A 20,889-nucleotide genomic window follows, 5' to 3' on the forward strand; every position below is an offset into this window, starting at 1 on the left:
CCGTCCAAGCACTTATATAGGTATAAACACCTACATTAGTCCACTTAATCGGGAGGAAACGCAATGCAGCATGAATATGTTCTATGGATGGTTTTTTCATTAATACTTATAATATTTTGTGTCTCACTTTTAGCAATACTTTGCATAAATATTTACAAAAGAGAAAAGAGACAATGCTTTCTATTGGGAGCGATCGGATCAGGTTTTTATGTTATAAGGAGTATAATTATACTCTTAATGGCTATTTACAAATACAACCTATATTTATTTATCTTTGAGAATATCTCATTTGTTATGGCAAGCATAATGATATTATGGGCTATGTATAAATTTATTAATATGAAACTGTCTTTGTACTGGCTTTTATTAATTTCAGGTGCACTAGTGCTTTTTTTCTATTTGGTCGGGCAAGGCAGCTATTCTTCACAAACAATTATTTTCCCGGTATATGTTTTTCAGGGTGTTGCATATCTTCGTATAGGTATGGGACTAAGAGAATCAGAAGAGTTGGAAGGTATAGGCAGGTATATTATAGTAAGCGCATCATTTTTATGGGCTTTATATCTTATATGTTTTCCGGTTACTTCAGTCATGTGGTCGGCACCCCTGCATTTCTTCCTGTATGTACTGATAAGCTTTTCGTTTGTATTGGGTGTATTTCTGATTTTTATTGATAAGATGAAAGAGAGTTTATATATAAGTGAAAAGAGAAGCCAACTTCTCATCGAAAGCTTTCCTTACGGGGTGTTTGTCACAAAGCTGGATGATACGATATGCTTTGTCAACAGTGCCGGTCTAACGCTTTTGGGGGTAAATACAGCGGGGCTGGTTTTGGGCAAAAGTGTAAAAAGTTTTTTGTTTCCTGACTACTTCAAGGATGGGATGCGGCTGATAGAAGACTTAAGAAAAAGCAGTAATTGCATACCGCTTCAAAAAACTTCTCTTACAAGAATAGATGGAAGTACAATTAATGTTGAGACTCTGTCCATTCCTTTTGTTTATGATAATGAAATATCTGTATTGACTGTAGCCAGGGATATAAATAAAGAAAAGCAGGTAGACCTGCTTCAAAAAAAATGTGATGAACAATACAAGATGCTGAACGAAACACTTGAGATAGACAAACTTAAAACTGATTTTTTTGCAAACCTCTCACATGAGTTAAGGACTCCTTTAAATATTATATTCAGCACCCTGCAATTATTTGAATTATATGAGAGGAATAGCAATAGGGCTGCTGTAGAAAAAAATCACAAAAAGATGATAGACGTAATAAAACAGAATTGTTACAGATTATTAAGACTTGTAAATAATCTGATCGATTCCACAAAAATCGACTCAGGCTTCCTTGAGATGCAGCTGCAGAGCTGTAATATAGTAGGTATCATAGAAGATATCACGCTATCTGCTGCTGAATATATAAAAGCAAAAGGGATTAAGCTGGTGTTTGATACGGATGTAGAAGAAAAGGTGATAGAATGTGACCCTGATAAGATAGAAAGAGTCATGCTAAATCTTTTATCTAATGCCATAAAGTATACAGGGCCTGGAGGGGCAATTACCGTTACCGTTCAGGACAATGAAAAAGCTGTTGTTGTTGCTGTTAAGGACACAGGAATAGGAATTCCTGAGGATAAGAGAGGAGTTATATTTGAAAGGTTCAGGCAGGCAGACAGCTCCCTTACAAGGGAGATACAGGGAAGCGGTATAGGCCTGTCCCTGGTAAAATCCATCGTTGAAATGCATAATGGTTCTGTATGGGTAGATAGCGAATTGGGAAAGGGAAGTACGTTTATAGTAGAGTTACCTGTGGGCAACGGATGTAGCAATGATAGCATGTTATCCCGCAAATACACTGAAGAAAACAGGTACAGTGAATATGTTGAAAGAATGAATATAGAATTTTCAGATATTTACTCAAGAGAGAAGGTTTATGATTGATTTTAGGCAGGTAATGACTTCTAAAAATTGCAAGAGTAATTTAGCCTCTTGTACAGATTAATTTACAATTTTTTTACAATGTGTATATCCCTGTGTTACAAGCTGCTGATATGATCTTAACATGATATATGGAATCAAACATTTTTATACAGGGTGATATTATGAAGAGGAGAATAACTCCAAGTGTAGTAATAATTCCTTTGCTGGCTTCAGTCATATTTCTGGGGTTTATTACTTTCTGTAATACGGTCTTTATTAAGGTAAATTTAGTTCCCAAGCCGGTAAAACGCATTATCAACTGGTTTGTGGAACCGCCTGTAACCATAGAGAGGTTAGTGTTGAATAGCGATAAGGACAGGGATGGAATAAATGACCTTGAGGATATCGTAAAGGGAGCCAGAAAGGAAGTTCAAAACAAACCGAAATACAAAAGTGTGTACTACAAAGGGGGTTATCCTCCACAGCATGAGGGTGTATGTACGGATGTGATTTGGAGGGCACTCGAGAATGCCGGATATGATCTGAAAAACCTGATTGATAAGGATATACGGGAAAATACAGGGGATTACCCCAGAGTCAATGGAAAGCCCGATCCTAATATTGATTTCAGAAGGGTAAAAAATCTTGAGGTATTCTTTGAAAAGTATGCATCAGGTCTAACTGTGGAAATCAGGCCCAGGGATATAGACAACCTGAAACAGTGGCAGGGTGGGGATATAGTAGTTTTCCGCAGCCCGGAGCATATCGGGATTGTTTCTGATAAGAGAAGGAGGGACGGAGTACCTTATGTTTTGCATAATGGGGGTCCGTATGCATCTGAGAGCGATATACTTTTATCGGCAGAGGATAAGATAACTGGACATTTCAGGTTTCCGGGAAAGTAAACCAGCTATTGAAATTGCCAAATCAAAGCTGAACTAAAATTTTGGCAGGAAGATTCTATTTACCGGGTGCAATATATATGGTATTTTATTGATGTAGGGAAAATTTGGACATAGGAGAGGTTTTATGAAAAAGATTATTATTTCGGTATTTTTAGTTATTTCCATGTTGTTCGCAAGTATTTGCGGCGTTTATGCAGCTCCCGCAGCAAGCACTCAGATAACTACAGTGCTAGTAGACGGTAATGTTACAATAATGAACCCAATGCCGCAAATCATCAGTAACGAAGTGTATTTCCCGGTGGGAAGCGCGTTGACTGTTATGGGTGTCAAAGCCGGCAGCAAGAGTGTAAAGATAGGGAAGGCAAATGCAGATATTACTGTTACTAAAGCGGATAAGAAGCTTTATGCAAAGCTCAACAGCAAGTCAGCAACAGTAAATGGTAAAACAGTTAAGCTGAAAGCACCTATGATAGTTCAAAAAAATGTTTTATATATACCGGGAGAGCTTATAGGAAAATTTATTGGGAAAAAGGTAATATTCTCAAATAAACTTAAAACTGTTTCTGTAGCAGGTGAAAACGAACTCAAAAAGGTTAAGGCACTATTGGATGAAGTAGAAGCAACAATGAACAAGGTTAATGATTATAAGTTTAAATTAACCATGACCATGGATATGTTTATGGATATGGGCACTGCAAAAACCAGCATGAGTGCCGATGGCAAAGTTGATGTCGCTAACAAGAACTCATATACGTCAACTAAAATAACAACAGAGGCTATGGGACAAAGCATGGATATGGACACAGAAGCATATACAATTAATGGTGTTACATATGCAAAGAACCCGTTAACTGAAGAATGGGAGAGTTCTACACAAGAAGATATGGGTTTGAGTTTTATGTCCGGGCTTTTTGGAGAATCCTCCGAAGCGGCAACTGATGCGGCATATGTGGATGTAATTAATTCCAGCTGTAAGATAACTACTGATAAAAGCGGTAAGATAACAAAAATCAGCAGTAGTTTTCTTGGGAAAATTATTTCAGAAGGATCTTTGAAAGATGTATTTGATGGTGGAAAACCAAGCAGTATAGACGCTACATTTGAAATTGACAATGCAACAAAAACTATTACGGGTATGACGATGAATTTTTCGGGTAGTATTAATACTCAAGGTGTAAAAATGAAGTTTAATGCTAAATTTACTATGAGCATATTTGATTACAATAAAGGCGTAACTATAGAGATTCCTGACGAACTAAAAGATTGATAATATTTAAAAAAGCCTGTCAAACCTATTAAGATTTGACAGGCTTTTTTATGTCTATAGGACAAAGTAAGTTCTACATAGAATTAAACTGCCTTCTGGGGATAATCATCCATGCAATCAGGTAAGCAAGTATTCCGGTACCTGCAAATAACACAAGAACAACCCATAGAAGTCTTAGAAATGTAGCATCTATATTGAAATACTCTCCAAGGCCGCCGCAGATGCCACCGATCTTTTTATTTGTATCAGAAAGATATAATTTTTTTTCCATATTACAAACACCTCTTTATTTTATTGTTTTCATAATATAGTACGGGCAATAAAAAGATTTGTCTGACTATAACCAATTATTTTCTTTTTTCTCAAGGAGGTTGCCGTTCTATATCCTGGGGCAACAAAAATTGCTAAATTTCCTCGATAAAAATAAAATTAACCCCAAAATATGCTGAACATCATACGAATAATATGATTAACTGACATAAATTCCAACCTGTATATCCGTTTCGAAACTTCTATTTTAGTACTTGCAAAATATGCTGAATTCAAAGGATGGTGTTTTATATGTCAGATTTGAAAAACTGCAGAAAATGCGGAAAGGTTTTCAGTTCAACCGATGGAAGCATACTTTGCAGAAGCTGCTCCAGGGAAGAAGATGAGGTGTTCAAGCCTCTGAGGGAATATATACACCACAATCCGGGAACTACTGTTTATGAGCTGTCAAACAAATTCAATGTAAGTATAAAAAGAATAGAAAACTATATACGGATGGGAAGGCTGGAGGTAGTATAACTTGCTATCATGGAGCTTCATATGCCATCCCCTATACCAACGTTGTTTTATGGAATTATTATATTTATCTTTACTTAATATTTCAACCATATACTCTTCATTTTGAACACCCTCCTCTACAATAACAGCTATGCACAAACTGCTAAAAATTTAGTGCTGAAATCAGATTTTATGATACAATACTATTAATAAGTCCTTTCTTTACAGTGTTCTGATTTTTCTGTTATTAAGCTTGACTGAGTGGTATATATCACTAGGCTGTTCTAACCAACAAACAGTAACTGCCGTTGCAATTAGCCGTAAAAATTTAAGGAGGAACGTATTATGTTCAGATGGAGAGATGAATTTAAAACAAATGTGGAAGAGATAGACAAACAGCATAAGAAATTGTTTGAAATAGGGGGAAGGTTGTATGATTTGGTCTCTTTGGGCAATCAGTACGACCACTATGATGAGATTATGTCAATCCTGGATGAACTGAGGAAATATACCGAGTATCACTTTTCATATGAAGAAAAGCTGATGCAGGATCAGGGTTATGATAAACTTGACATACACAAAATAGAGCATGACTTTTTCATAAAGAAAATAATGAAGCTTGAAAATCTTAATATTGATGAAAATCAGGAGGAATCCCTGATGAAGATAATTACTTTTGTAGCAGACTGGATATCCTCACATATAATAAAAACTGATATTCAGTACAAGGGATTCTTCAACTCAAAAGGTGTATTTTAAGCAAAGCAGCCATACTAAACCTCATAAGACTATCTAAAAAGCTTCTCAAACAGATAAATCAGAATAAACCGGCTTTGACAGGGCACACATTATCAGTGTGTCTTTCAATTTTGGTATGTTTTGCTTTTCATCGGCCAGATGTATCAGATTGTAACGGGCACTCCATTTTTATGGTAAATAAAACTATTCCCAAAAACATCAGGATAAATATATAATATTAATTACCTGTTTGTAGATATGCCATTGCGTGGGGTCGTAGCAACATGTAATCGGTAGTACAAAAAATTTGAGGCGGTATGAGAAAGTGGGAGGTTAAAATGTCTGAGGAAATAAATATTACTATTAAGAATCTTATAGTACATATTCTTGATAATAACTTGCACATGCCTGTAATATCGGATCAGGAACATCCTGAGGATGAGGAAATCGACGAGTTTGTCAAAAAACATATATTGAAAATTCTGAAGGATGAAAACCTGAAAACAGCCAGGTTTATCGGTGAGAATAATAAAATGAGGGAGCTTTCTGAAAGTATAGCGATGAACAATTCCCAATTCAAACCTGTGACTGATGAGATAGCCGTCGAACTGTTCGGAATAATGCAAAAACACGTAGACATACCTTCAGCAGATTTGCTGTGTACATTTTTCGAACTGGATGCAGCTCCACATCTGGCAGTGCTTAAGTTCAATTATAAGCCTTCATATATCCATTATGTTCAAACACTTCAGGCGGGAAGAGTAAACTCTATTGTCAAGCAAAAGACCTCCCTGCCTACTGAAGGACAAAAAGTAGAGGAGTGTGCAATAATCAATCTGTTTAGCCTGGATATAAAGCTGATTGAAAAGAAATATGAAATAAACGGAGAGAAGGAATTTTACTTTTCTACACTTTTTTTGAACTGTACAAGCGATCTGTCTTCAAAGGAAAAGGTAAAACTTTTCAAAAAAGCTACAGAAAGCTTTAATAAGCAGTACTTTGAAGAGGATTTCTCGAAAACCATAGAAATAAGGCAGGCAGTGACGGAAAGCCTTGATCAGAATGCTGTAGTGGATGTAGTGGAGGTTGCAGAAAATGTTTTCAGACAGAATCCGGAATTAAAACAAACCTATGTAGAATATGTAGAAAAAGCGGGTTTGAGGGATAAGACTTTTGAGGTCAGTGAATCCGTTGCAGACAAATCTTTCAGGAGACAAAGGATAAAGACAGATACGGGGATTGAGATAAACCTTCCTATAGAATATTATAAAGACAATGATAAACTGGAATTCATCAACAATGTAGATGGGACAATATCCATTGTAATAAAAAATGTAGCAAGAATTATGGACGCTTAGACTAAAGGGTTCATGGAGGCAATTCCGCTGCTTAACTCAATAAAGCGGAAGAAGTGTCTCCATGAGTCTGTTATGTTCTGAATCTATAGCCGGCACCCCATACGGTTTCAATGTACTGCGGGTTAGAGGGGGTGGATTCTATCTTTTCTCTTATCCTTGCTACGTGGACAGTAATAGTTGATGCATCTCCCAGAGCATCCAGACCCCATATTTTTTCAAACAGCTCCTCCCTGTCAAAAACCCTGTTGGGGTTTTGTACAAGGAAAAGCAGAAGTTCAAACTCTTTCTGTGCGAGGTTTACTTCCTTTCCATTTACAAAAACCCTTCTCGAATCCTTTTGTATTTCCAGACCTCTTACGGTAAGGCTGCTGCCCTTGATGTCATTACCGCCATATTTGCTTTTCAATCTCTCATACTTCTGGATATGCGCATTTACTCTGGCAACCAATTCGCCGGGAACAAAGGGTTTAGTAATATAGTCATCAGCTCCGAGTCCCAAGCCCTTTATTTTATCTATCTCATCCTTTTTTGCGGACACAAGCAGTATAGGGATGTCCTTGGAATCCCTGACCCTCTTTAATATCTCCAGACCATCAATCTCAGGAAGCATTATATCCAGTATTATCAGATCATATTCTTCATTTTCTATGCTTGCCAGGCCTGCAACACCATCACTGCATATGTTTACTGCAAAACCGTTGATTTCAAGGTAATCTCTCTGAAGTTCAGCTATTCCCTGATCATCCTCAACAATCAATACTTTTTTCATATAGGTGTCTGAGCCTCCCTTTACTTATGTTTTTAAGCGATATCATTATGCTCGTACCTTCTTTCTCCTGACTGGTAGCCCATATTCTACCATTGTGGCCTTCGATTATCTGCTTTGCAATAGCAAGCCCCAGCCCGCTTCCCTTTATTTTGCTCCTTGATGAATCTGTCCTGTAGAATCTGTCAAATATATGAATAAGGTGCTCTTTATTTATTCCCGGGCCATTGTCCCGTATCTCAATTATTATATTAGAGCTGGACTCCCGAAGGATAATCCGGATTTCTCCATCTGTCCTGTTCATATACTTCCTTGCGTTGTCAATTACATTGTCAATGACTCTTCTTACCTTTTCACGGTCGATAAGTACATATGCAGCGGGTGTAACTTTGCTTTCAAATATGAGGTTTATATTTGCTTTTTCCAGCTCCGGTCCGCATTCTAACACACAATCCCGAAAAAATCTGGAGATATCTGTTTCCTCAAAGTTAAAGGGTATTTGACTCAGATCAAGTCTGGAATACAGGAGCAGATCGTCTATCATTGAGTCTACCTGGGAAGCTTTGGAATATATGGTTTTTAGATATTTTTCAATCTTTTCGGGAGTGTTGGCAACCCCGTCAATTATACCATTCACATAACCTTTTATAGATGTTATGGGGGTTTTCAAATCATGGGAAATGCTTGAGACAAGCATTTTTCTGTTATCATCATATTTCATTTGAGTGTGTACCGATTCTTTGAGTTTTAGCCTCATCTGCTCAAATGATTTGCATAAATCCCTGATCTCTTCATCCCCATCTTCTATAATCTCATAGTTCAGGTTGCCGCAGCTTATTTCTCCGGCTGCTGTCTTTAATTTTTTCAGAGGCTTGGAAATACTTTTTGATAACATAAGTGACAATAATATATTTGTTATTACAAATGAAGTAAGAAAAACGATTACTGTGAACACTAACAGGTTATCAAACGCTATACCCTCTTTTTTAAGTTCAGCGAGAAAAATGGCACTGCCTTGATTGCCATCCTCGAAAGCAAGGGGTACGATTTTAATTATATAGGAAATACCGTTTAAGTCGATTGAATCACTGAACAAACCGCTTTTTACCAGGGAAAGACATTTTTCTATATCAATTTTGCTGAATTCCCTTGTAGAGAACACTATCTTACCTTCTTTTAGTGTGACAATATCTGCGCCTGCACCGGTAAGCCTTGAAGCAAGGAATTGCTGAAAATCCTTTTCTGTAAGCATATCACATTTCCGCTGGACCAGTAGGCTATCTGCCTTGAACAGCTCATATCTTCGCTCGGCAAGATGTTTTACACTGCCGTAACCGATTTTGATATCCAGCAAATTTGAGCTCACAAATATATAAACAGACGCTGCGGCTATTGTTATTAATACCGGAAGAATGAATACAGTGGCATTTGATATGACTAAACGGTTTTTTAATATCATATATTCACCTATTATAAGTCTCTCTTATCAAAAAGGTAAAATCCTGCTGTAAAAGACATTATAGCATATCCAAGCATTATAAGAAACAGTCTGAACACCTTAAAGACAGGGATGTCATTTGCTATCCAGAGGTTGTACCAGCCCAGCATCGAGGTGGCAAACAGGCTTGAGTACTGGGAGAATACATAACCTAAAGCTTTAAATACTATAAACATCAGTATGGACAGGAAAAAGACAGCAGAACCGCTTTTGAAAATATTTGCAAAAACTGTAATTGTCAAAGCCAGCGTCATAACAGGCAATGCAGTAACCGTATATGAGAGGATTATCCTTAAAATCCCTCCGGGTGTCAGTGAATTTGTATTAAAAAGCAATCCTGCAACAGTAGATAAAAGCATTACTACAAAGAGGTTTGCCAGGACGAAGAAAGTAATGGCAGCTATCTTGGATGAAAATACCTTGAACCTTGTAACGGGTCGTGTAATAATGACCTTCATGCTGTTTTGTGAAAACTCTCCGGTAAAAATATCTATTGTAACAAGAGCAGTAAAAAGAGGCAGTATTGTATTCACAAAGAGGGAAAGTACAAGGATGGGAAACTGAGTACTGCCTGCCGCCCTTAGCCCCAAACCGTTTCTTACTCCTATTACTGCAAGCTGTCCAAGGACAATTACTACAAGAGAGATTATGACTATTACTACGGCCTTTTTCTTTTTATACATTTTTTCTATTTCGTTGACAAATGATGCCTTAAATGCTTCCATTCCTTTCTACCTCGCTTATAAAATAGTTTTCCAAGGATGCATGATTCTTTAGAATATTCTCTGTGTAGTCCACACTCAGGATTTTTCCGTCTATTACTATTCCGATCCTGTTACAGGTAAGTTCTACATCATGTATCAAATGGCTGGAAATGAAGAAGGTTGTATTATTTTCCTCCGAAAGCTTCTTTATCAGCTTTCTCATTTCTATCATACCCTCCACATCAAGGCCGTTTAAAGGCTCATCAAGTATGACAAGCTCTGGTCTGGACAAGATTGCAGCAGCAATCCCCAGTCTTTGCTTCATACCGAGCGAAAAGTTTTTTGCTTTTTCCGACTTGTATTTTAAGAGACCTGTTATTTCCAGTACTTCATCAATCCTCTTGTTATCTACATTGCTATAATATCTTGAAAACTGCTTCAGGTTTTCATACGCGGTCAGGTAGCTGTAGGATTCTACGGTCTCAATTATGCATCCCACCTTCTGCATCGCTTTTTCAAAAGAATCATTTATGCTGTGTCCGAATATCTTTACATCTCCGCTGTCTGCCTCCATCAGTCCTGTCATTATCTTCATGGCTGTAGTTTTGCCTGCTCCGTTTGGACCAAGAAAACCAAAAACGTCTCCTCTATAAATCTCAAGGCTGACATTCCTTATTCCTCTATTATTTTTGTACACCTTGTTTAAATCAATTATTTCAAGAACCTTCTCCATATACCCTCCAAAATCAACATTTATGAATACAACCGTTACCCCTTTTCCCAATTGGTGAAAAGGGGTAACGGTACATCAGTACTGTACTATAGTCTGATTAATCAAATACCCTTGAGAAGCCATAATTGAAACGGTCAGGAGCACTGCCTCCAAGGTTTATTTGTGATCCGTTTGAATCAAAGTATATTTCTGAAAGGTTGTAGCCTTTTTCTTTATAAGTAAATTGCGCACTATAAGGATTTTGTATTTCGGCCGTAAAGTCGAAGGACACAGCTCTGCCGGCATATTGCTCCTTGTACTCGTCCTTGTAAACTTCATAGTATTTTCCTGTTATGCTTTTGCCATCTATACCGGATATTACTACAAATCTTTCGCCAAGCTTGACAAAGGCGTTTTCCTTTTCAACTACTATATCATTTTTGTATGTTCCGATGAATTTCTTTGATATAGTCTTTTCATCAAATGGTGTTTGAGTACTTTTTTCTACTTTCTTACCGTTTAAATCAGGTTTTTCCACTAAAGTTGAATTTATATCGGATAACTTGAGCAGGATTTCTACTGTCAAATCATGTGAGACTGCCTGCTCATCCTTACCTGATAAAGTTCCTGTTGCAAGTATACTTTCAATAACGCCCTCTTCACTCAGAGCTACTTTTGTATTAAGGTTTTTTATAAAAATGTCATCCTTCAACTGAGGAATAGGAGGTTCATTGTTGCGCATATTTCTACTTGATGCCTCTTGCTTAAAACCAAATGATATTACTGCGTTGATAAGAGCGGGAATCTGAGTTTCACTCAGAGAAGCTGAAAGTTCTTTGCTTCCATCCGTTTTGTCATTAATTATTATATAGTCTTTGAGGTTGCCTATAAGTGCATCAGCGATTTTTTCAATATCTTTTGCTCTGTCATTTTCAAATGGATTTTCGAATATAGGGTGTTCATTTTTCTTTGTAAATTCACTGATATAGTAAGTATCGCTTTCATTGTTATACCATAGTGAGCAGTACTGATCCCTGTAGAATAATGTATTAGCTTTTGAACCGCCTGCCATTTCAGTAGTTCCGGTATCCAGGGATCTTTTGTTTACATTATCATATTTTGATAAACTATTGACTGAGGCTAGGATTTTATCATTATCTTTTATAGTAGTATAACCTTCCAAAGTAAAGTTCTGATAGCTTTTACTGCAGTTCTGGAATGTATTCTTCACTGCATCTTTGAATTCGTCATACCCCGTTCTGGCAGCTATATCGGCAAACACGGTTGTGCCGAACAACGCAACACCGACACAGAAGCTTAAGGCCATAACCAGTTTTTTGTTCTTTTTCATTATAACTACTCTCCTTATAAATAAATTGGAAGTACTCCCTACAATATAATTTTAAAACATACATATTGAATTAATCTAACATAAATATTAACAATGTATTAACAAAAATAAAAGCCTCCATACAAAAGTTTGTATGAAAGCTTTTTTCCAAATCCTAATACATATATTTATTCTGAGACAGTATCCTTTACCGGTATTTTTACAAAGAAGGTTGTTCCTTTGTCTTCTTTTGTTTCAAACCACATATCACCCATGAAGCTTGATTTTATTACCGAGTAAGATATATAAAGGCCGAAACCTGTGCCATTTTTACCTTTATCGGTTATCATTTCCTTAAAGAGCTTTTGTTGGATTTTTTTTGATATTCCTTTTCCGTAGTCTTTTACACTGAAAATAACGCATTCTCCTTCTTGGACGGCTTTTAGTTCAATAGTGCCTCCGTTCCCGTTGTAAGCATGTATTGCGTTTACTATCAGATTATATATTACTTGCAGTAGTGAATTTAGCTGGCCGGTTATTTTTATATTGGTTGCGGCTTCTGTTTTCAGCCTGCAATTATTACGGTTTACCTCATGCTCTGAAAGAACCTTGATATTTTCAAACAGTTCAGGTACTGTAAAGGCTCCGCTAAAATCTGTATTGAGGACTACTGCCTGATTCTTTAAAGTATCTATTATTTTGTTTACATACTCCAGTGTCGGGGTTAATCCCTCTACGCAACTGCGCATTTCAGATGCCATTTCGCGATGGTCCTGGCTGGTATAGCTCTGGTCATCTATTGCTCGTGAATATTCGTGAACGAGTCCCAAAAGTTCATCTTTTACTAGTGACACTGTCATAACAGGTGTTTTTAGATTATGGGCAATTCCTCCTATCAAAACCCGCATTGCCGATAACTTCGTAGTTTCCATAAGGTGGGCGTTTATCATTTCCTTTTTCGCGGCTTGAGAAGATTTCATTGCTAATACAACAGATTGGGCAAACATCAGCGTCGCAAGCCCCACAGGCGACAGAACTATCGTATATATTATTTGGACGGAGCGCAGTACGTCATTCAGAATAAGCAGCAGGAAAATTGTTGTGCCCAGCAGAAGTATTGATGCGCCTTCACGCTTGTGGAGGTGTGCCAGAATGAGAATATATATTGTGTATACCCCTTGAGCAACACCAGCAAACAGGTAAAAATTGATGAAAGCTACAGGGGTTGCAGCTCCGATACAAAGCATTAGCAGAGCGGAAGCCAGGTTGAAAATTTGAAAAAGCCTAATAGCCTTTTTGGGAAATTCTTTTGGGAAAAGAGTATAGAAAAATGTCACAACAGCTGTAGCAGCCACCCCATAAAGCGTATAATTTATTTTGAATAAAACAATTTCGCTTATAATACCTGTTTGCAGCAGTACGGCTTCTCCTGTTGTAATTATCCTTATTTCCATTATTAAGCATGTTATTGCAAGCAATAATGCGGATATTTCCTTCCTATGAAAAATATAAACGATGAAGTGATAGAATCCCATTATGAAGATTAATCCTAATAGGAACATATCCAGAATTAATTGATTATCTTCTGCCTCTAGGATCTTTTTCTCATCTCCCAAATACATTGATGCAGTAAATCCGCCATTTTTATCTGAGAAGTTTGACACCTGCATAACTATCTCAAGTATGTTGCTGTCATTATAAAAGACAAAAGTTAACGGAGCAGACAGGTCCTTGCTGCCGGCAGAATCTTTTGATACTTCTCCACGTGAGGCAAGCATTTTTCCGTTAATCCATAGCTTATAAGCGCTTAAAACCCTTGGGAGTCTCATAGCCAATAGGCTATTCTCATTCTTTGTCTTAATAACAAGTTTATAGGTAGCACAACCAAAGGATGGATAATTGGATTTGTTCCAATATCCCGGAATATTCAGGAATTGTTTTTGACCGGAAAGTAGGGAATCAGAGTCAATATCGGCAGGCTCCAAAAGCTTGTTCCAGTAAAACTCCCATTCTCCGTCAAGCTTGACAGGGGCACTTTCTTTGAAGTCCAATCCGCTTAAGTCAATAAATCCTTTTGATATTTTTGGGGAGTCATAATAAGAATATGAACAAGATATACTGATGAAAACTAAGAAAACTAAAAAAATAACTATAAATGCATAATATTTTTTCATAAATAATCATGCTCCTTTTTCGTGTTGTAATATACTTAACAAGTTGTAGTTTTATGTATGATCCGGGATTTGCAAGTTGCATGCTATACGTAGTATTTCAGCCGGGTGGTCAGCTATAAAATCCGGATTTCCGCCAGATAAAAGCTCCCTTGAGTCATAACCCCATGTTACCGCTATTATTGGGACTCCTGATTTTTTGCAGGATATTATGTCCCTTATTTCATCTCCAACATAAAAAGTCTCTTCTTTTTCCAATCTGTATTTTTTCATAAAACTGTTTATTGCGTAATGTTTCCCAAAAACGTTTTTGGCAGAATAAATGTTTTCAAACATATCCATGTCATTTTTTTTAAGAAATTCTCTTATGGTACCTGCTGCATTTGATGAAATGATTCCAAGCCTGAAACCTTTTGCTTTGAGTGCATATAGTAAATCTACAATTCCATCGGCAGTATGAAGTGAGTGTATATGTTTTCTGTACTTATTCAATACTTCAAAAAGGAGGGAGGGTATTTTGTGAATAGGAATGTCAAGAAGCTTGATTCTTTCTGATATAGGAAGGTTAATTAAGTATTCGATATCCGATGATGACAGCTTTTTGTAATTATTCTCGTAGGCTAATTCATTGTATAAATGGATAACTAAATCTTTTGAGTTGACAATAGTACCATCAAAATCAAATATTAAGTTTTTTATCATTATATAAACTCCTGCGCGACACCTTAATCTGATAATAGAGAATCAAAAGATATATTAAAATATTTCACCAGCATTCTCAATTTTTCGAAATCAGGCCGGGCAGTTCCTGTTTCATATGCACCTATGGTACCTTTAGCCACACCCAGGTATTGGGCTACATCATCCCGCGTTTTCCCGTTAAGCTCTCTTAAATAACGCAGCCGCTCCTCAAAAGTTAAACCATTTTTTATATTATTTTTTATTATGCTTTTTGCACCGATTTCTATTTTCATCAGTAAATCCTTCAAATCGGCACTTTTTTCAGAATATGAATCAATATCATAATTGCCAAGAGCGATTTCGTAGGGCATATTGGTTACAAAGCCTGTCAGCAAAATAGTGTATACCTTTGAAAACTGCCTTATTTTATTTACTACATCTATTCCTGTACAACCAATTAAGAAATAATCCACAATAAATAAATCAATTTTCTGATTGCTGATTATGTTGACCGCTTCGCTAGGATTATCAGTAGTAATGCAGCTATATCCTACGGCCTCGATTTTTTTCTTTAAAGCATCGAGAATGGTACGGTCATCATCCAGCAGCAAAATATGTATACTATTCTTTGTTTTTATGTCTATATTTGTTTCTATAAAGTACTTTTTTCTCATTTTTGTATACCTATTATACCATATATTAGCATAAAATCTATAAATTAATAGTAACACGCATGTAAATGTAAAGTCAATACAGTAATGTAAATTGACACCAATGAGTTTAGGTGCTATTATATACATGTAAAAATTAACAAAAGTCTATTTAAAATAGATTAGTTGCTATATATAGTAGATGGTGGCACGATAAAGGTTAATAAAATGTATGTGGAAATATTTCAAACCTTTGGAAATAGGTTGTAGATTTATGGAGGATACCCCATGACTGACGAAACACTATTTGAGCTTCAACGTAAAGTCGGAAGGGCAGAAACAATAAAACGACAGATTAATGATTTAAAGATGATTCTGGAGAGGGGCGACCAAGTCAAGATCTGGGGTTTATGCCTTTATTATGATGAGGAATGTAATGACAGCCAATACATGGATCTTCCGAATGAGGGCATAAAAGAATTCGTTGATAAATTTGTAAAAAAGCAAATTGCAATTCTTGAAAAGGAATTCAAAACACTTTAAAATGAGCGTCAGGATAATTAAATCTATATACTTATTTATTTATAAATGTTTTTATGATATAATATGACCGTGGTCATAAAATGGACCGGGTCTAGAAAAGGGGGGTGTTGCATTGTCTCTGTTTGAACAGCAAAGAGTGCATATAGGCAAATTTATACTTGATACGGCAGTTAAGATGTTTAGAGAAAAAGGTTATGAAAATACAACTATTGATTCTATTACTAAAGAAGTTGGTATTGCAAAAGGAACTTTTTATAATTTTTATTCATCGAAACAGCAGATACTTATGAAATGGGCAAAAAAAAGATTTAGCCAGCTGGACATGAGTATTGCATTTCACAAGGATAGAAGTATGGAAGATAATCTGTTTGCTCTTGCTGAATTTTTGGCAAATGCCATAAAAGACGAAGAAAAGCTTTTTAGCTACTTTATAAAAGAAGTAGCCAAAGATTATGTATATTATGCTAATAGTAAGGATTTTGACTTTATAGGTATATTTTCAAATGTCGTAGGTAGTTCAAAGGATTATGATGAAATAGTGAAGACAAATGTAAAAGTAAAAATAGACGTCTTGAATAGTTCCATGTTCATGGGTATTGTAAACTGGTTTAACTCCAAAAGCCATATAGATGGATTGGAAGGATATTTAAAAGAGATTATACGGGTATGCCTGTATGGAATAAAGAATGGGGGAGTATGAGGCAAATGAAGCTTTTATCCATAATTACATTGATTCTGGTTATTATTACAATAGGCTGCGGTTTTGCAATCCATTTTGGAGGTCAATCCTTCAGGGATGGTATTAAGGGACATATGGTGCTCGGTATTTTGACTCTGATTTCAACGCTGGTTTTATGCATTTATGTATTGGTTTGCAAATAGTAGGATTTAGAGGTATGTTATGACAAAAAAAACTGGGATTACTTCAATAGTATGTCTTGTTTTTACAATTTTATGGATTATATTAATGATTGCATTTATTGCAGGAGCACGGGAATTGAAAACATTGGAGGATGCTGTGTACCTGGCTTCAAGCAGGGGTACCCTGTATTACCTATCCTTTATAAATGCAGTATGTGTTACTGTGGCGGCTACTGTTTTCTTTGCATACCTATACCAGGATATTAAGAAGCATTATAGCGGGGCTGCTCTTGCGGGCATGGCTTTTATACCTGTATACTGTGCAATAAATCTTTTTGTATACTCTTCTCAGATTACTATAGTGCCTATACTGGCATCACATGCGGATTCGCAATACTCTGATATTTATAAGGTTATTCTGGGACAGTTTGTGCAGGGTTGGCCCGGGTCGACTGTATGGGTGCTCAATCAGCTCGGATATGCAGTACTTGGAATTCCTTCAATAGTCTTTGGGGTTTTGCTTATAAAACATATTGCTGGAGCAAAACCGGGCGGAGTACTTCTTTCGCTTAATGGTGCTGCATGTATTGCCGGAGTGGCTGGTATAGTATTTAAGAATACGTTGCTTATGATGGGGTCGGTAGTTGGGGGAGTGCTTTTTCTTTTTGCTCTGATTGCGATCGCTGTAGCTGCATTTAGACAGAGAGTGACCGGGGAGGGGCTGTCTGTGGATTTTTCTACGAGGCTGGAATAAGAACGGGCGAGAGAAATGATAATTTTAAGAAAACTTTAAGAAATAATTAAGTCCTATTTAAACTAAGCTGGATATAATTACATAATGTATTAGACAATAGTTTGAAATAGGAGTTGATAGCCAAATGAAGCATGCAATAGAAGTTAAGGATCTTTCTAAAAGCTATAAAGGTATCAGAGCTGTTGATAATTTAAGCCTATGTGTGCCGGAGGGGAAAATATATGGTTTTCTGGGGAAAAACGGTGCAGGAAAAACGACAACCATAAGGATGATTATGGGGCTTATAAGACCTGATGGAGGAGAAATAACCGTTTTTGGCAGAAATGCCAGAGAAGACAGGATATGGGCCTCCAGAAACATCGGCGGCATTGTGGAAACACCGGGTTTTTATGAGAATCTCACAGCCAGAGACAATCTGGAGATAACAACTCAGCTGTACGGGGTTGATAAAAAGCGTATAGAAGAAGTTCTAAAAATCGTTGAACTGACGGATGTGGGCAATAAAAAGGCAAAAAATTTCTCATTGGGAATGAAGCAAAGGCTTGGTATAGCAAATGCTCTCATACATTCACCCAAAATACTCATACTTGATGAACCAACAAATGGTCTGGATCCGGCTGGAATAAAGGATACCAGAGATTTTTTGCGGAATCTGTCGGAAAAGAATGGAATAACAATATTGATATCCAGCCATATACTAAGTGAAATACAGCTTCTGGCTGATTATGTCGGTATTATCGATAAGGGAAGGCTGATAGAAGAATCCGATGTGCAGTCAATAAAATCTGCGGACCAAAGCTGCCTGATGGTAGAGGTTGATGATATGCGGGAAGCAGAGATAATTCTGAAAAATATGAAGATGAGCTACAAAATAGAGGCTGAGGGTTTCAAAGTATTCTGCAGTAAGGAACTGAATCACATGATTAATAAAAACCTTGTAGCAAGGGATATTAAGGTGTTCAACCTGTCATCAGTATCCCAGAGCTTGGAAGAAAGATTCCTGTCCATTACTTCGGAGATAGGTGCTTAAAGGAGGAATATAAATGTTTAGTCTTATAAGATGCGAGTTCAAGAAATTCAAAAATACTTATATAAATTCATTATCAATGCTGGGAATGCTGGCACCATTAGGCCTGGTAGTATTGATGTTTCTGATTAACAAGGAAAACTATGTTAAATCCGGAGCGTATACCTGGGATAATTTCAATGGATACTTCAGAGTGCTGTTTGCTTTCATGGTAGGGCCGATAATAACATCTTTTGTAGCAGTGTTTGCGGTGTTTTATGAATATCAGCAGAAAACAATGAAAAATGTTGTTGCTTCACCGCATAACCGTATAAAGATAATGCTTTCGAAAATTATATACGTATATGTTCTTATATTGATACAATATGCAATAGTTGCCGTTATTAATATCCTTTGCGGATATATCATGGGATTTGAAATGAAACCCGAAATGATGTGGAACAAGAGTATAGAAATAATGATGGCAGGATTGGCAACAGTATTGCTTGTTCCGTTTATGATGTTTATAACACTGCTTTTTAAGAGCTTTATACCTGCTATGGTTATGACTGTCTGCGGAACCATAGGTAATGTAATAACCTTGAACTGGGAGCACTCATACCTTTCACCATGGTCTATCCCCGCCGATATTGTGATGATACAGTCTTCGAAGGATTTTCCGATGAAAATCGAATATCCCCTTGCGAGCATGGGTATATACCTGACTCTGTTTATGGTTCTTACGATCGTTTATTTTCACAGAGCGGACCAGAATGGGTAAGTACGTTACGGCTTGAAATTAACCTCTTGTGCTAGTTGATTTTTTATATAAAGTTTCATCAATATGCTCTAAATCACTACACAAGCAATTCTAACCAACTGTCACAACAAGTTAGTTTAATATTTTGTGAGGTAAATTCAATGAAATATATAGGGAATAGTTCCTCGAATATTATCAGGGGAATAAAAGAAAGTACAGCATTGGTTCTGGTATTGATAGTTCTTTTTTCCCTATTTGTCTTGTTAATATTGCTTCTGCTTCCGGTGATGGTACTGGAATCGGTGCAGAGGAAGAAAAGGCGGCTGGGATGGTAGGATTCTCTTATCAAAAGGCTATGGATTTTTTGAAAGATTAAAAAGGTCAACGGATGATGGAGCATGCGGGAACATGAGCAGATTTGCAGGTGCTTAAGGAAGACGGAAAGGGGAAAGTTTCTTACATGGCACTTGCGAAAGAATAAGGCAGTATGACAGTTATATTAGCAAGGCTGATCTTTATCTGGCTCTATAGTTACTGGATTTTTTTAGGATTTAGGTATTGGGGATATAGATAGATTGTCTATATCCAGGAGGATTAAGATGGAATATAAAAACGAGATATATAAATATTTGGCATGTATCATGTTTCTGCTTTTATTACTCATAAGTTTGTTTCTTCCCCAAGGTGCTAAAGCACTTGAAAATGAAGCAGCTTTTCAGAGGATATTTTACAGTAGTCATGCTTAATTTTCGAAAATGGTGTATAATTTAAAGGTATCTTATCCAGGAGGACTGAATTCATGGCGGGAGAAAAAGTTTTGGTAGTGGATGACGAACAGGAAATCCGTGAGCTGATAGCAAAGTACCTTTCCAGAGAAGGTATGCAGATTCACCAGGCGGAGTGTGGACTAAAGGCTTTAGATGCAATATCCCAAAAAGATTTTGATCTTGTTGTTCTGGATATAATGATGGGTGATATGGATGGTTTTGAGGTGCTGAGGGAAATCCGGAAGCATAAGTCTTATCTGCCTGTTTTATTTCTGAGTGCAAGGCAGGAGGACCATGACAAAATACTTGGCTTCGGATTGGGAGCAGACGACTATGTCACTAAACCCTTCAGCCCTGCAGAGCTTACTGCCAGAATAAAGGCTCACATAAGGCGGAGCAGAGTTTTCAGGACTTCTGTTGAAGAAGAGGAAACCCTTGTAAAAGGTGAATTGACTCTTGATGTCAAATCATATTTACTATCAAAAAATGGACAGCATATAGACCTTTCTGCAAGAGAATTGAAACTGCTCAAATTCTTAATGGAAAATCCGGGCAGGGTTTTTACCAAGGCTCAAATATACAGAAATGTATGGGATGATGATTTTTATGATGACAACTCAGTAATGGTATACATAAGTCATCTAAGGGACAAGATCGAAGATGATCCCAAAGCTCCGTTGTATATTCAGACTGTACGGGGGATTGGCTATAAGTTCGGGGTGCAGTAGGG

General features: G+C 36.9%; 24 protein-coding genes. 15 read left to right on the forward strand and 9 right to left on the reverse strand.

Annotated elements, in window-relative coordinates:
• Nucleotides 1-63 precede the first annotated feature (63 nt).
• From N3I35_05245 to N3I35_05255, 3 genes are all read left to right on the forward strand, one after another.
• Nucleotides 64-1,941: a PAS domain-containing sensor histidine kinase gene (locus N3I35_05245; protein MCX8129491.1), complete on the forward strand. Its 1,878-nt coding sequence runs from the start codon at nt 64-66 to the stop codon at nt 1,939-1,941.
• Nucleotides 1,942-2,102: 161 nt separating this feature from the next.
• A complete protein-coding gene (locus tag N3I35_05250; protein MCX8129492.1) occupies nt 2,103-2,825 on the forward strand; it encodes a DUF1287 domain-containing protein in 723 nt (240 codons plus the stop codon).
• A 124-nt stretch (nt 2,826-2,949) separates the two neighbouring features.
• A complete protein-coding gene (locus N3I35_05255; GenBank protein MCX8129493.1) occupies nt 2,950-4,092 on the forward strand; it encodes a copper amine oxidase N-terminal domain-containing protein in 1,143 nt (380 codons plus the stop codon).
• A 73-nt stretch (nt 4,093-4,165) separates the two neighbouring features.
• On the opposite strand, the gene N3I35_05260 is transcribed toward N3I35_05255, so the two are convergent.
• Complete coding sequence (locus N3I35_05260) at nt 4,166-4,363, reverse strand: PspC domain-containing protein (protein MCX8129494.1); 198 nt, start codon at nt 4,361-4,363, stop codon at nt 4,166-4,168.
• A gap of 290 nt (nt 4,364-4,653) precedes the next feature.
• Here N3I35_05260 and N3I35_05265 point away from each other — a divergent pair, with 290 nt between their 5' ends.
• From N3I35_05265 to N3I35_05275, 3 genes are all read left to right on the forward strand, one after another.
• The gene (locus tag N3I35_05265; GenBank protein ID MCX8129495.1) at nt 4,654-4,881 is read left to right on the forward strand and encodes a hypothetical protein; all 228 of its coding nucleotides are present in this window, start codon (nt 4,654-4,656) and stop codon (nt 4,879-4,881) included.
• Between the two features lie 324 nt (nt 4,882-5,205).
• Nucleotides 5,206-5,619: a bacteriohemerythrin gene (locus N3I35_05270; GenBank protein MCX8129496.1), complete on the forward strand. Its 414-nt coding sequence runs from the start codon at nt 5,206-5,208 to the stop codon at nt 5,617-5,619.
• A gap of 317 nt (nt 5,620-5,936) precedes the next feature.
• Nucleotides 5,937-6,956, forward strand: a complete 1,020-nt coding sequence (locus N3I35_05275) for a nucleoid-associated protein (GenBank protein ID MCX8129497.1) — start codon at nt 5,937-5,939, stop codon at nt 6,954-6,956.
• A 70-nt stretch (nt 6,957-7,026) separates the two neighbouring features.
• Here N3I35_05275 and N3I35_05280 read toward each other — a convergent pair whose 3' ends face one another.
• From N3I35_05280 to N3I35_05315, 8 genes are all read right to left on the reverse strand, one after another.
• Complete coding sequence (locus N3I35_05280; GenBank protein MCX8129498.1) at nt 7,027-7,725, reverse strand: response regulator transcription factor; 699 nt, start codon at nt 7,723-7,725, stop codon at nt 7,027-7,029.
• Nucleotides 7,703-9,181 (reverse strand): HAMP domain-containing histidine kinase, encoded by a 1,479-nt coding sequence (locus N3I35_05285; GenBank protein ID MCX8129499.1) that lies wholly within the window; start codon nt 9,179-9,181, stop codon nt 7,703-7,705. The genes N3I35_05280 and N3I35_05285 overlap by 23 nt, the downstream gene beginning before the upstream one ends.
• 11 nt (nt 9,182-9,192) lie before the next feature.
• Nucleotides 9,193-9,945: an ABC transporter permease gene (locus N3I35_05290; protein ID MCX8129500.1), complete on the reverse strand. Its 753-nt coding sequence runs from the start codon at nt 9,943-9,945 to the stop codon at nt 9,193-9,195.
• On the reverse strand, nt 9,932-10,657 hold the full coding sequence (locus tag N3I35_05295; GenBank protein MCX8129501.1) for an ABC transporter ATP-binding protein: 726 nt from the start codon (nt 10,655-10,657) through the stop codon (nt 9,932-9,934). The genes N3I35_05290 and N3I35_05295 overlap by 14 nt, the downstream gene beginning before the upstream one ends.
• A 97-nt stretch (nt 10,658-10,754) precedes the next feature.
• Nucleotides 10,755-11,987, reverse strand: a complete 1,233-nt coding sequence (locus N3I35_05300) for a hypothetical protein (GenBank protein MCX8129502.1) — start codon at nt 11,985-11,987, stop codon at nt 10,755-10,757.
• Between the two features lie 167 nt (nt 11,988-12,154).
• Nucleotides 12,155-14,140, reverse strand: a complete 1,986-nt coding sequence (locus N3I35_05305) for an ATP-binding protein (GenBank protein MCX8129503.1) — start codon at nt 14,138-14,140, stop codon at nt 12,155-12,157.
• A gap of 51 nt (nt 14,141-14,191) precedes the next feature.
• Entirely contained in the window at nt 14,192-14,839 is a 648-nt protein-coding gene (locus tag N3I35_05310) for an HAD-IA family hydrolase (GenBank protein MCX8129504.1), read from the reverse strand.
• Between the two features lie 23 nt (nt 14,840-14,862).
• Nucleotides 14,863-15,492: a response regulator gene (locus tag N3I35_05315; protein ID MCX8129505.1), complete on the reverse strand. Its 630-nt coding sequence runs from the start codon at nt 15,490-15,492 to the stop codon at nt 14,863-14,865.
• 264 nt (nt 15,493-15,756) lie between these two features.
• Between N3I35_05315 and N3I35_05320 the strand changes: the two genes are divergently transcribed.
• From N3I35_05320 to N3I35_05360, 9 genes are all read left to right on the forward strand, one after another.
• Nucleotides 15,757-16,011 carry a hypothetical protein gene (locus N3I35_05320; GenBank protein MCX8129506.1) on the forward strand — a complete coding sequence of 85 codons (255 nt, stop codon included), beginning with the start codon at nt 15,757-15,759 and terminating at the stop codon, nt 16,009-16,011.
• A gap of 112 nt (nt 16,012-16,123) precedes the next feature.
• Nucleotides 16,124-16,711 (forward strand): TetR/AcrR family transcriptional regulator, encoded by a 588-nt coding sequence (locus N3I35_05325; GenBank protein ID MCX8129507.1) that lies wholly within the window; start codon nt 16,124-16,126, stop codon nt 16,709-16,711.
• Nucleotides 16,712-16,716: 5 nt separating this feature from the next.
• Nucleotides 16,717-16,893: a hypothetical protein gene (locus tag N3I35_05330; protein ID MCX8129508.1), complete on the forward strand. Its 177-nt coding sequence runs from the start codon at nt 16,717-16,719 to the stop codon at nt 16,891-16,893.
• Nucleotides 16,894-16,912: 19 nt separating this feature from the next.
• Nucleotides 16,913-17,626, forward strand: a complete 714-nt coding sequence (locus N3I35_05335) for a hypothetical protein (protein MCX8129509.1) — start codon at nt 16,913-16,915, stop codon at nt 17,624-17,626.
• A gap of 124 nt (nt 17,627-17,750) precedes the next feature.
• On the forward strand, nt 17,751-18,656 hold the full coding sequence (locus N3I35_05340) for an ABC transporter ATP-binding protein (GenBank protein MCX8129510.1): 906 nt from the start codon (nt 17,751-17,753) through the stop codon (nt 18,654-18,656).
• A 13-nt stretch (nt 18,657-18,669) separates the two neighbouring features.
• On the forward strand, nt 18,670-19,413 hold the full coding sequence (locus tag N3I35_05345) for an ABC transporter permease (protein ID MCX8129511.1): 744 nt from the start codon (nt 18,670-18,672) through the stop codon (nt 19,411-19,413).
• Between the two features lie 140 nt (nt 19,414-19,553).
• Nucleotides 19,554-19,727, forward strand: a complete 174-nt coding sequence (locus N3I35_05350; GenBank protein MCX8129512.1) for a hypothetical protein — start codon at nt 19,554-19,556, stop codon at nt 19,725-19,727.
• Nucleotides 19,728-19,991: 264 nt separating this feature from the next.
• Nucleotides 19,992-20,138, forward strand: a complete 147-nt coding sequence (locus N3I35_05355; GenBank protein ID MCX8129513.1) for a hypothetical protein — start codon at nt 19,992-19,994, stop codon at nt 20,136-20,138.
• 53 nt (nt 20,139-20,191) lie between these two features.
• On the forward strand, nt 20,192-20,887 hold the full coding sequence (locus tag N3I35_05360) for a response regulator transcription factor (GenBank protein ID MCX8129514.1): 696 nt from the start codon (nt 20,192-20,194) through the stop codon (nt 20,885-20,887).
• Nucleotides 20,888-20,889: the final 2 nt, after the last annotated feature.

This window comes from Clostridia bacterium, from assembly GCA_026414765.1.
Taxonomy (GTDB): Bacteria; Bacillota; Clostridia; order Acetivibrionales; family DSM-27016; genus SKW86.

Coding starts and splice junctions, on each gene's coding strand:
- N3I35_05245 (MCX8129491.1), top strand. CDS start 64: ATGCAGCATGAATATGTTCTATGGATGGTTTTTTCATTAATACTTATA.
- N3I35_05250 (MCX8129492.1), top strand. CDS start 2,103: ATGAAGAGGAGAATAACTCCAAGTGTAGTAATAATTCCTTTGCTGGCT.
- N3I35_05255 (MCX8129493.1), top strand. CDS start 2,950: ATGAAAAAGATTATTATTTCGGTATTTTTAGTTATTTCCATGTTGTTC.
- N3I35_05260 (MCX8129494.1), bottom strand. CDS start 4,363: ATGGAAAAAAAATTATATCTTTCTGATACAAATAAAAAGATCGGTGGC.
- N3I35_05265 (MCX8129495.1), top strand. CDS start 4,654: ATGTCAGATTTGAAAAACTGCAGAAAATGCGGAAAGGTTTTCAGTTCA.
- N3I35_05270 (MCX8129496.1), top strand. CDS start 5,206: ATGTTCAGATGGAGAGATGAATTTAAAACAAATGTGGAAGAGATAGAC.
- N3I35_05275 (MCX8129497.1), top strand. CDS start 5,937: ATGTCTGAGGAAATAAATATTACTATTAAGAATCTTATAGTACATATT.
- N3I35_05280 (MCX8129498.1), bottom strand. CDS start 7,725: ATGAAAAAAGTATTGATTGTTGAGGATGATCAGGGAATAGCTGAACTT.
- N3I35_05285 (MCX8129499.1), bottom strand. CDS start 9,181: ATGATATTAAAAAACCGTTTAGTCATATCAAATGCCACTGTATTCATT.
- N3I35_05290 (MCX8129500.1), bottom strand. CDS start 9,945: ATGGAAGCATTTAAGGCATCATTTGTCAACGAAATAGAAAAAATGTAT.
- N3I35_05295 (MCX8129501.1), bottom strand. CDS start 10,657: ATGGAGAAGGTTCTTGAAATAATTGATTTAAACAAGGTGTACAAAAAT.
- N3I35_05300 (MCX8129502.1), bottom strand. CDS start 11,987: ATGAAAAAGAACAAAAAACTGGTTATGGCCTTAAGCTTCTGTGTCGGT.
- N3I35_05305 (MCX8129503.1), bottom strand. CDS start 14,140: ATGAAAAAATATTATGCATTTATAGTTATTTTTTTAGTTTTCTTAGTT.
- N3I35_05310 (MCX8129504.1), bottom strand. CDS start 14,839: ATGATAAAAAACTTAATATTTGATTTTGATGGTACTATTGTCAACTCA.
- N3I35_05315 (MCX8129505.1), bottom strand. CDS start 15,492: ATGAGAAAAAAGTACTTTATAGAAACAAATATAGACATAAAAACAAAG.
- N3I35_05320 (MCX8129506.1), top strand. CDS start 15,757: ATGACTGACGAAACACTATTTGAGCTTCAACGTAAAGTCGGAAGGGCA.
- N3I35_05330 (MCX8129508.1), top strand. CDS start 16,717: ATGAAGCTTTTATCCATAATTACATTGATTCTGGTTATTATTACAATA.
- N3I35_05335 (MCX8129509.1), top strand. CDS start 16,913: ATGACAAAAAAAACTGGGATTACTTCAATAGTATGTCTTGTTTTTACA.
- N3I35_05340 (MCX8129510.1), top strand. CDS start 17,751: ATGAAGCATGCAATAGAAGTTAAGGATCTTTCTAAAAGCTATAAAGGT.
- N3I35_05345 (MCX8129511.1), top strand. CDS start 18,670: ATGTTTAGTCTTATAAGATGCGAGTTCAAGAAATTCAAAAATACTTAT.
- N3I35_05350 (MCX8129512.1), top strand. CDS start 19,554: ATGAAATATATAGGGAATAGTTCCTCGAATATTATCAGGGGAATAAAA.
- N3I35_05355 (MCX8129513.1), top strand. CDS start 19,992: ATGGAATATAAAAACGAGATATATAAATATTTGGCATGTATCATGTTT.
- N3I35_05360 (MCX8129514.1), top strand. CDS start 20,192: ATGGCGGGAGAAAAAGTTTTGGTAGTGGATGACGAACAGGAAATCCGT.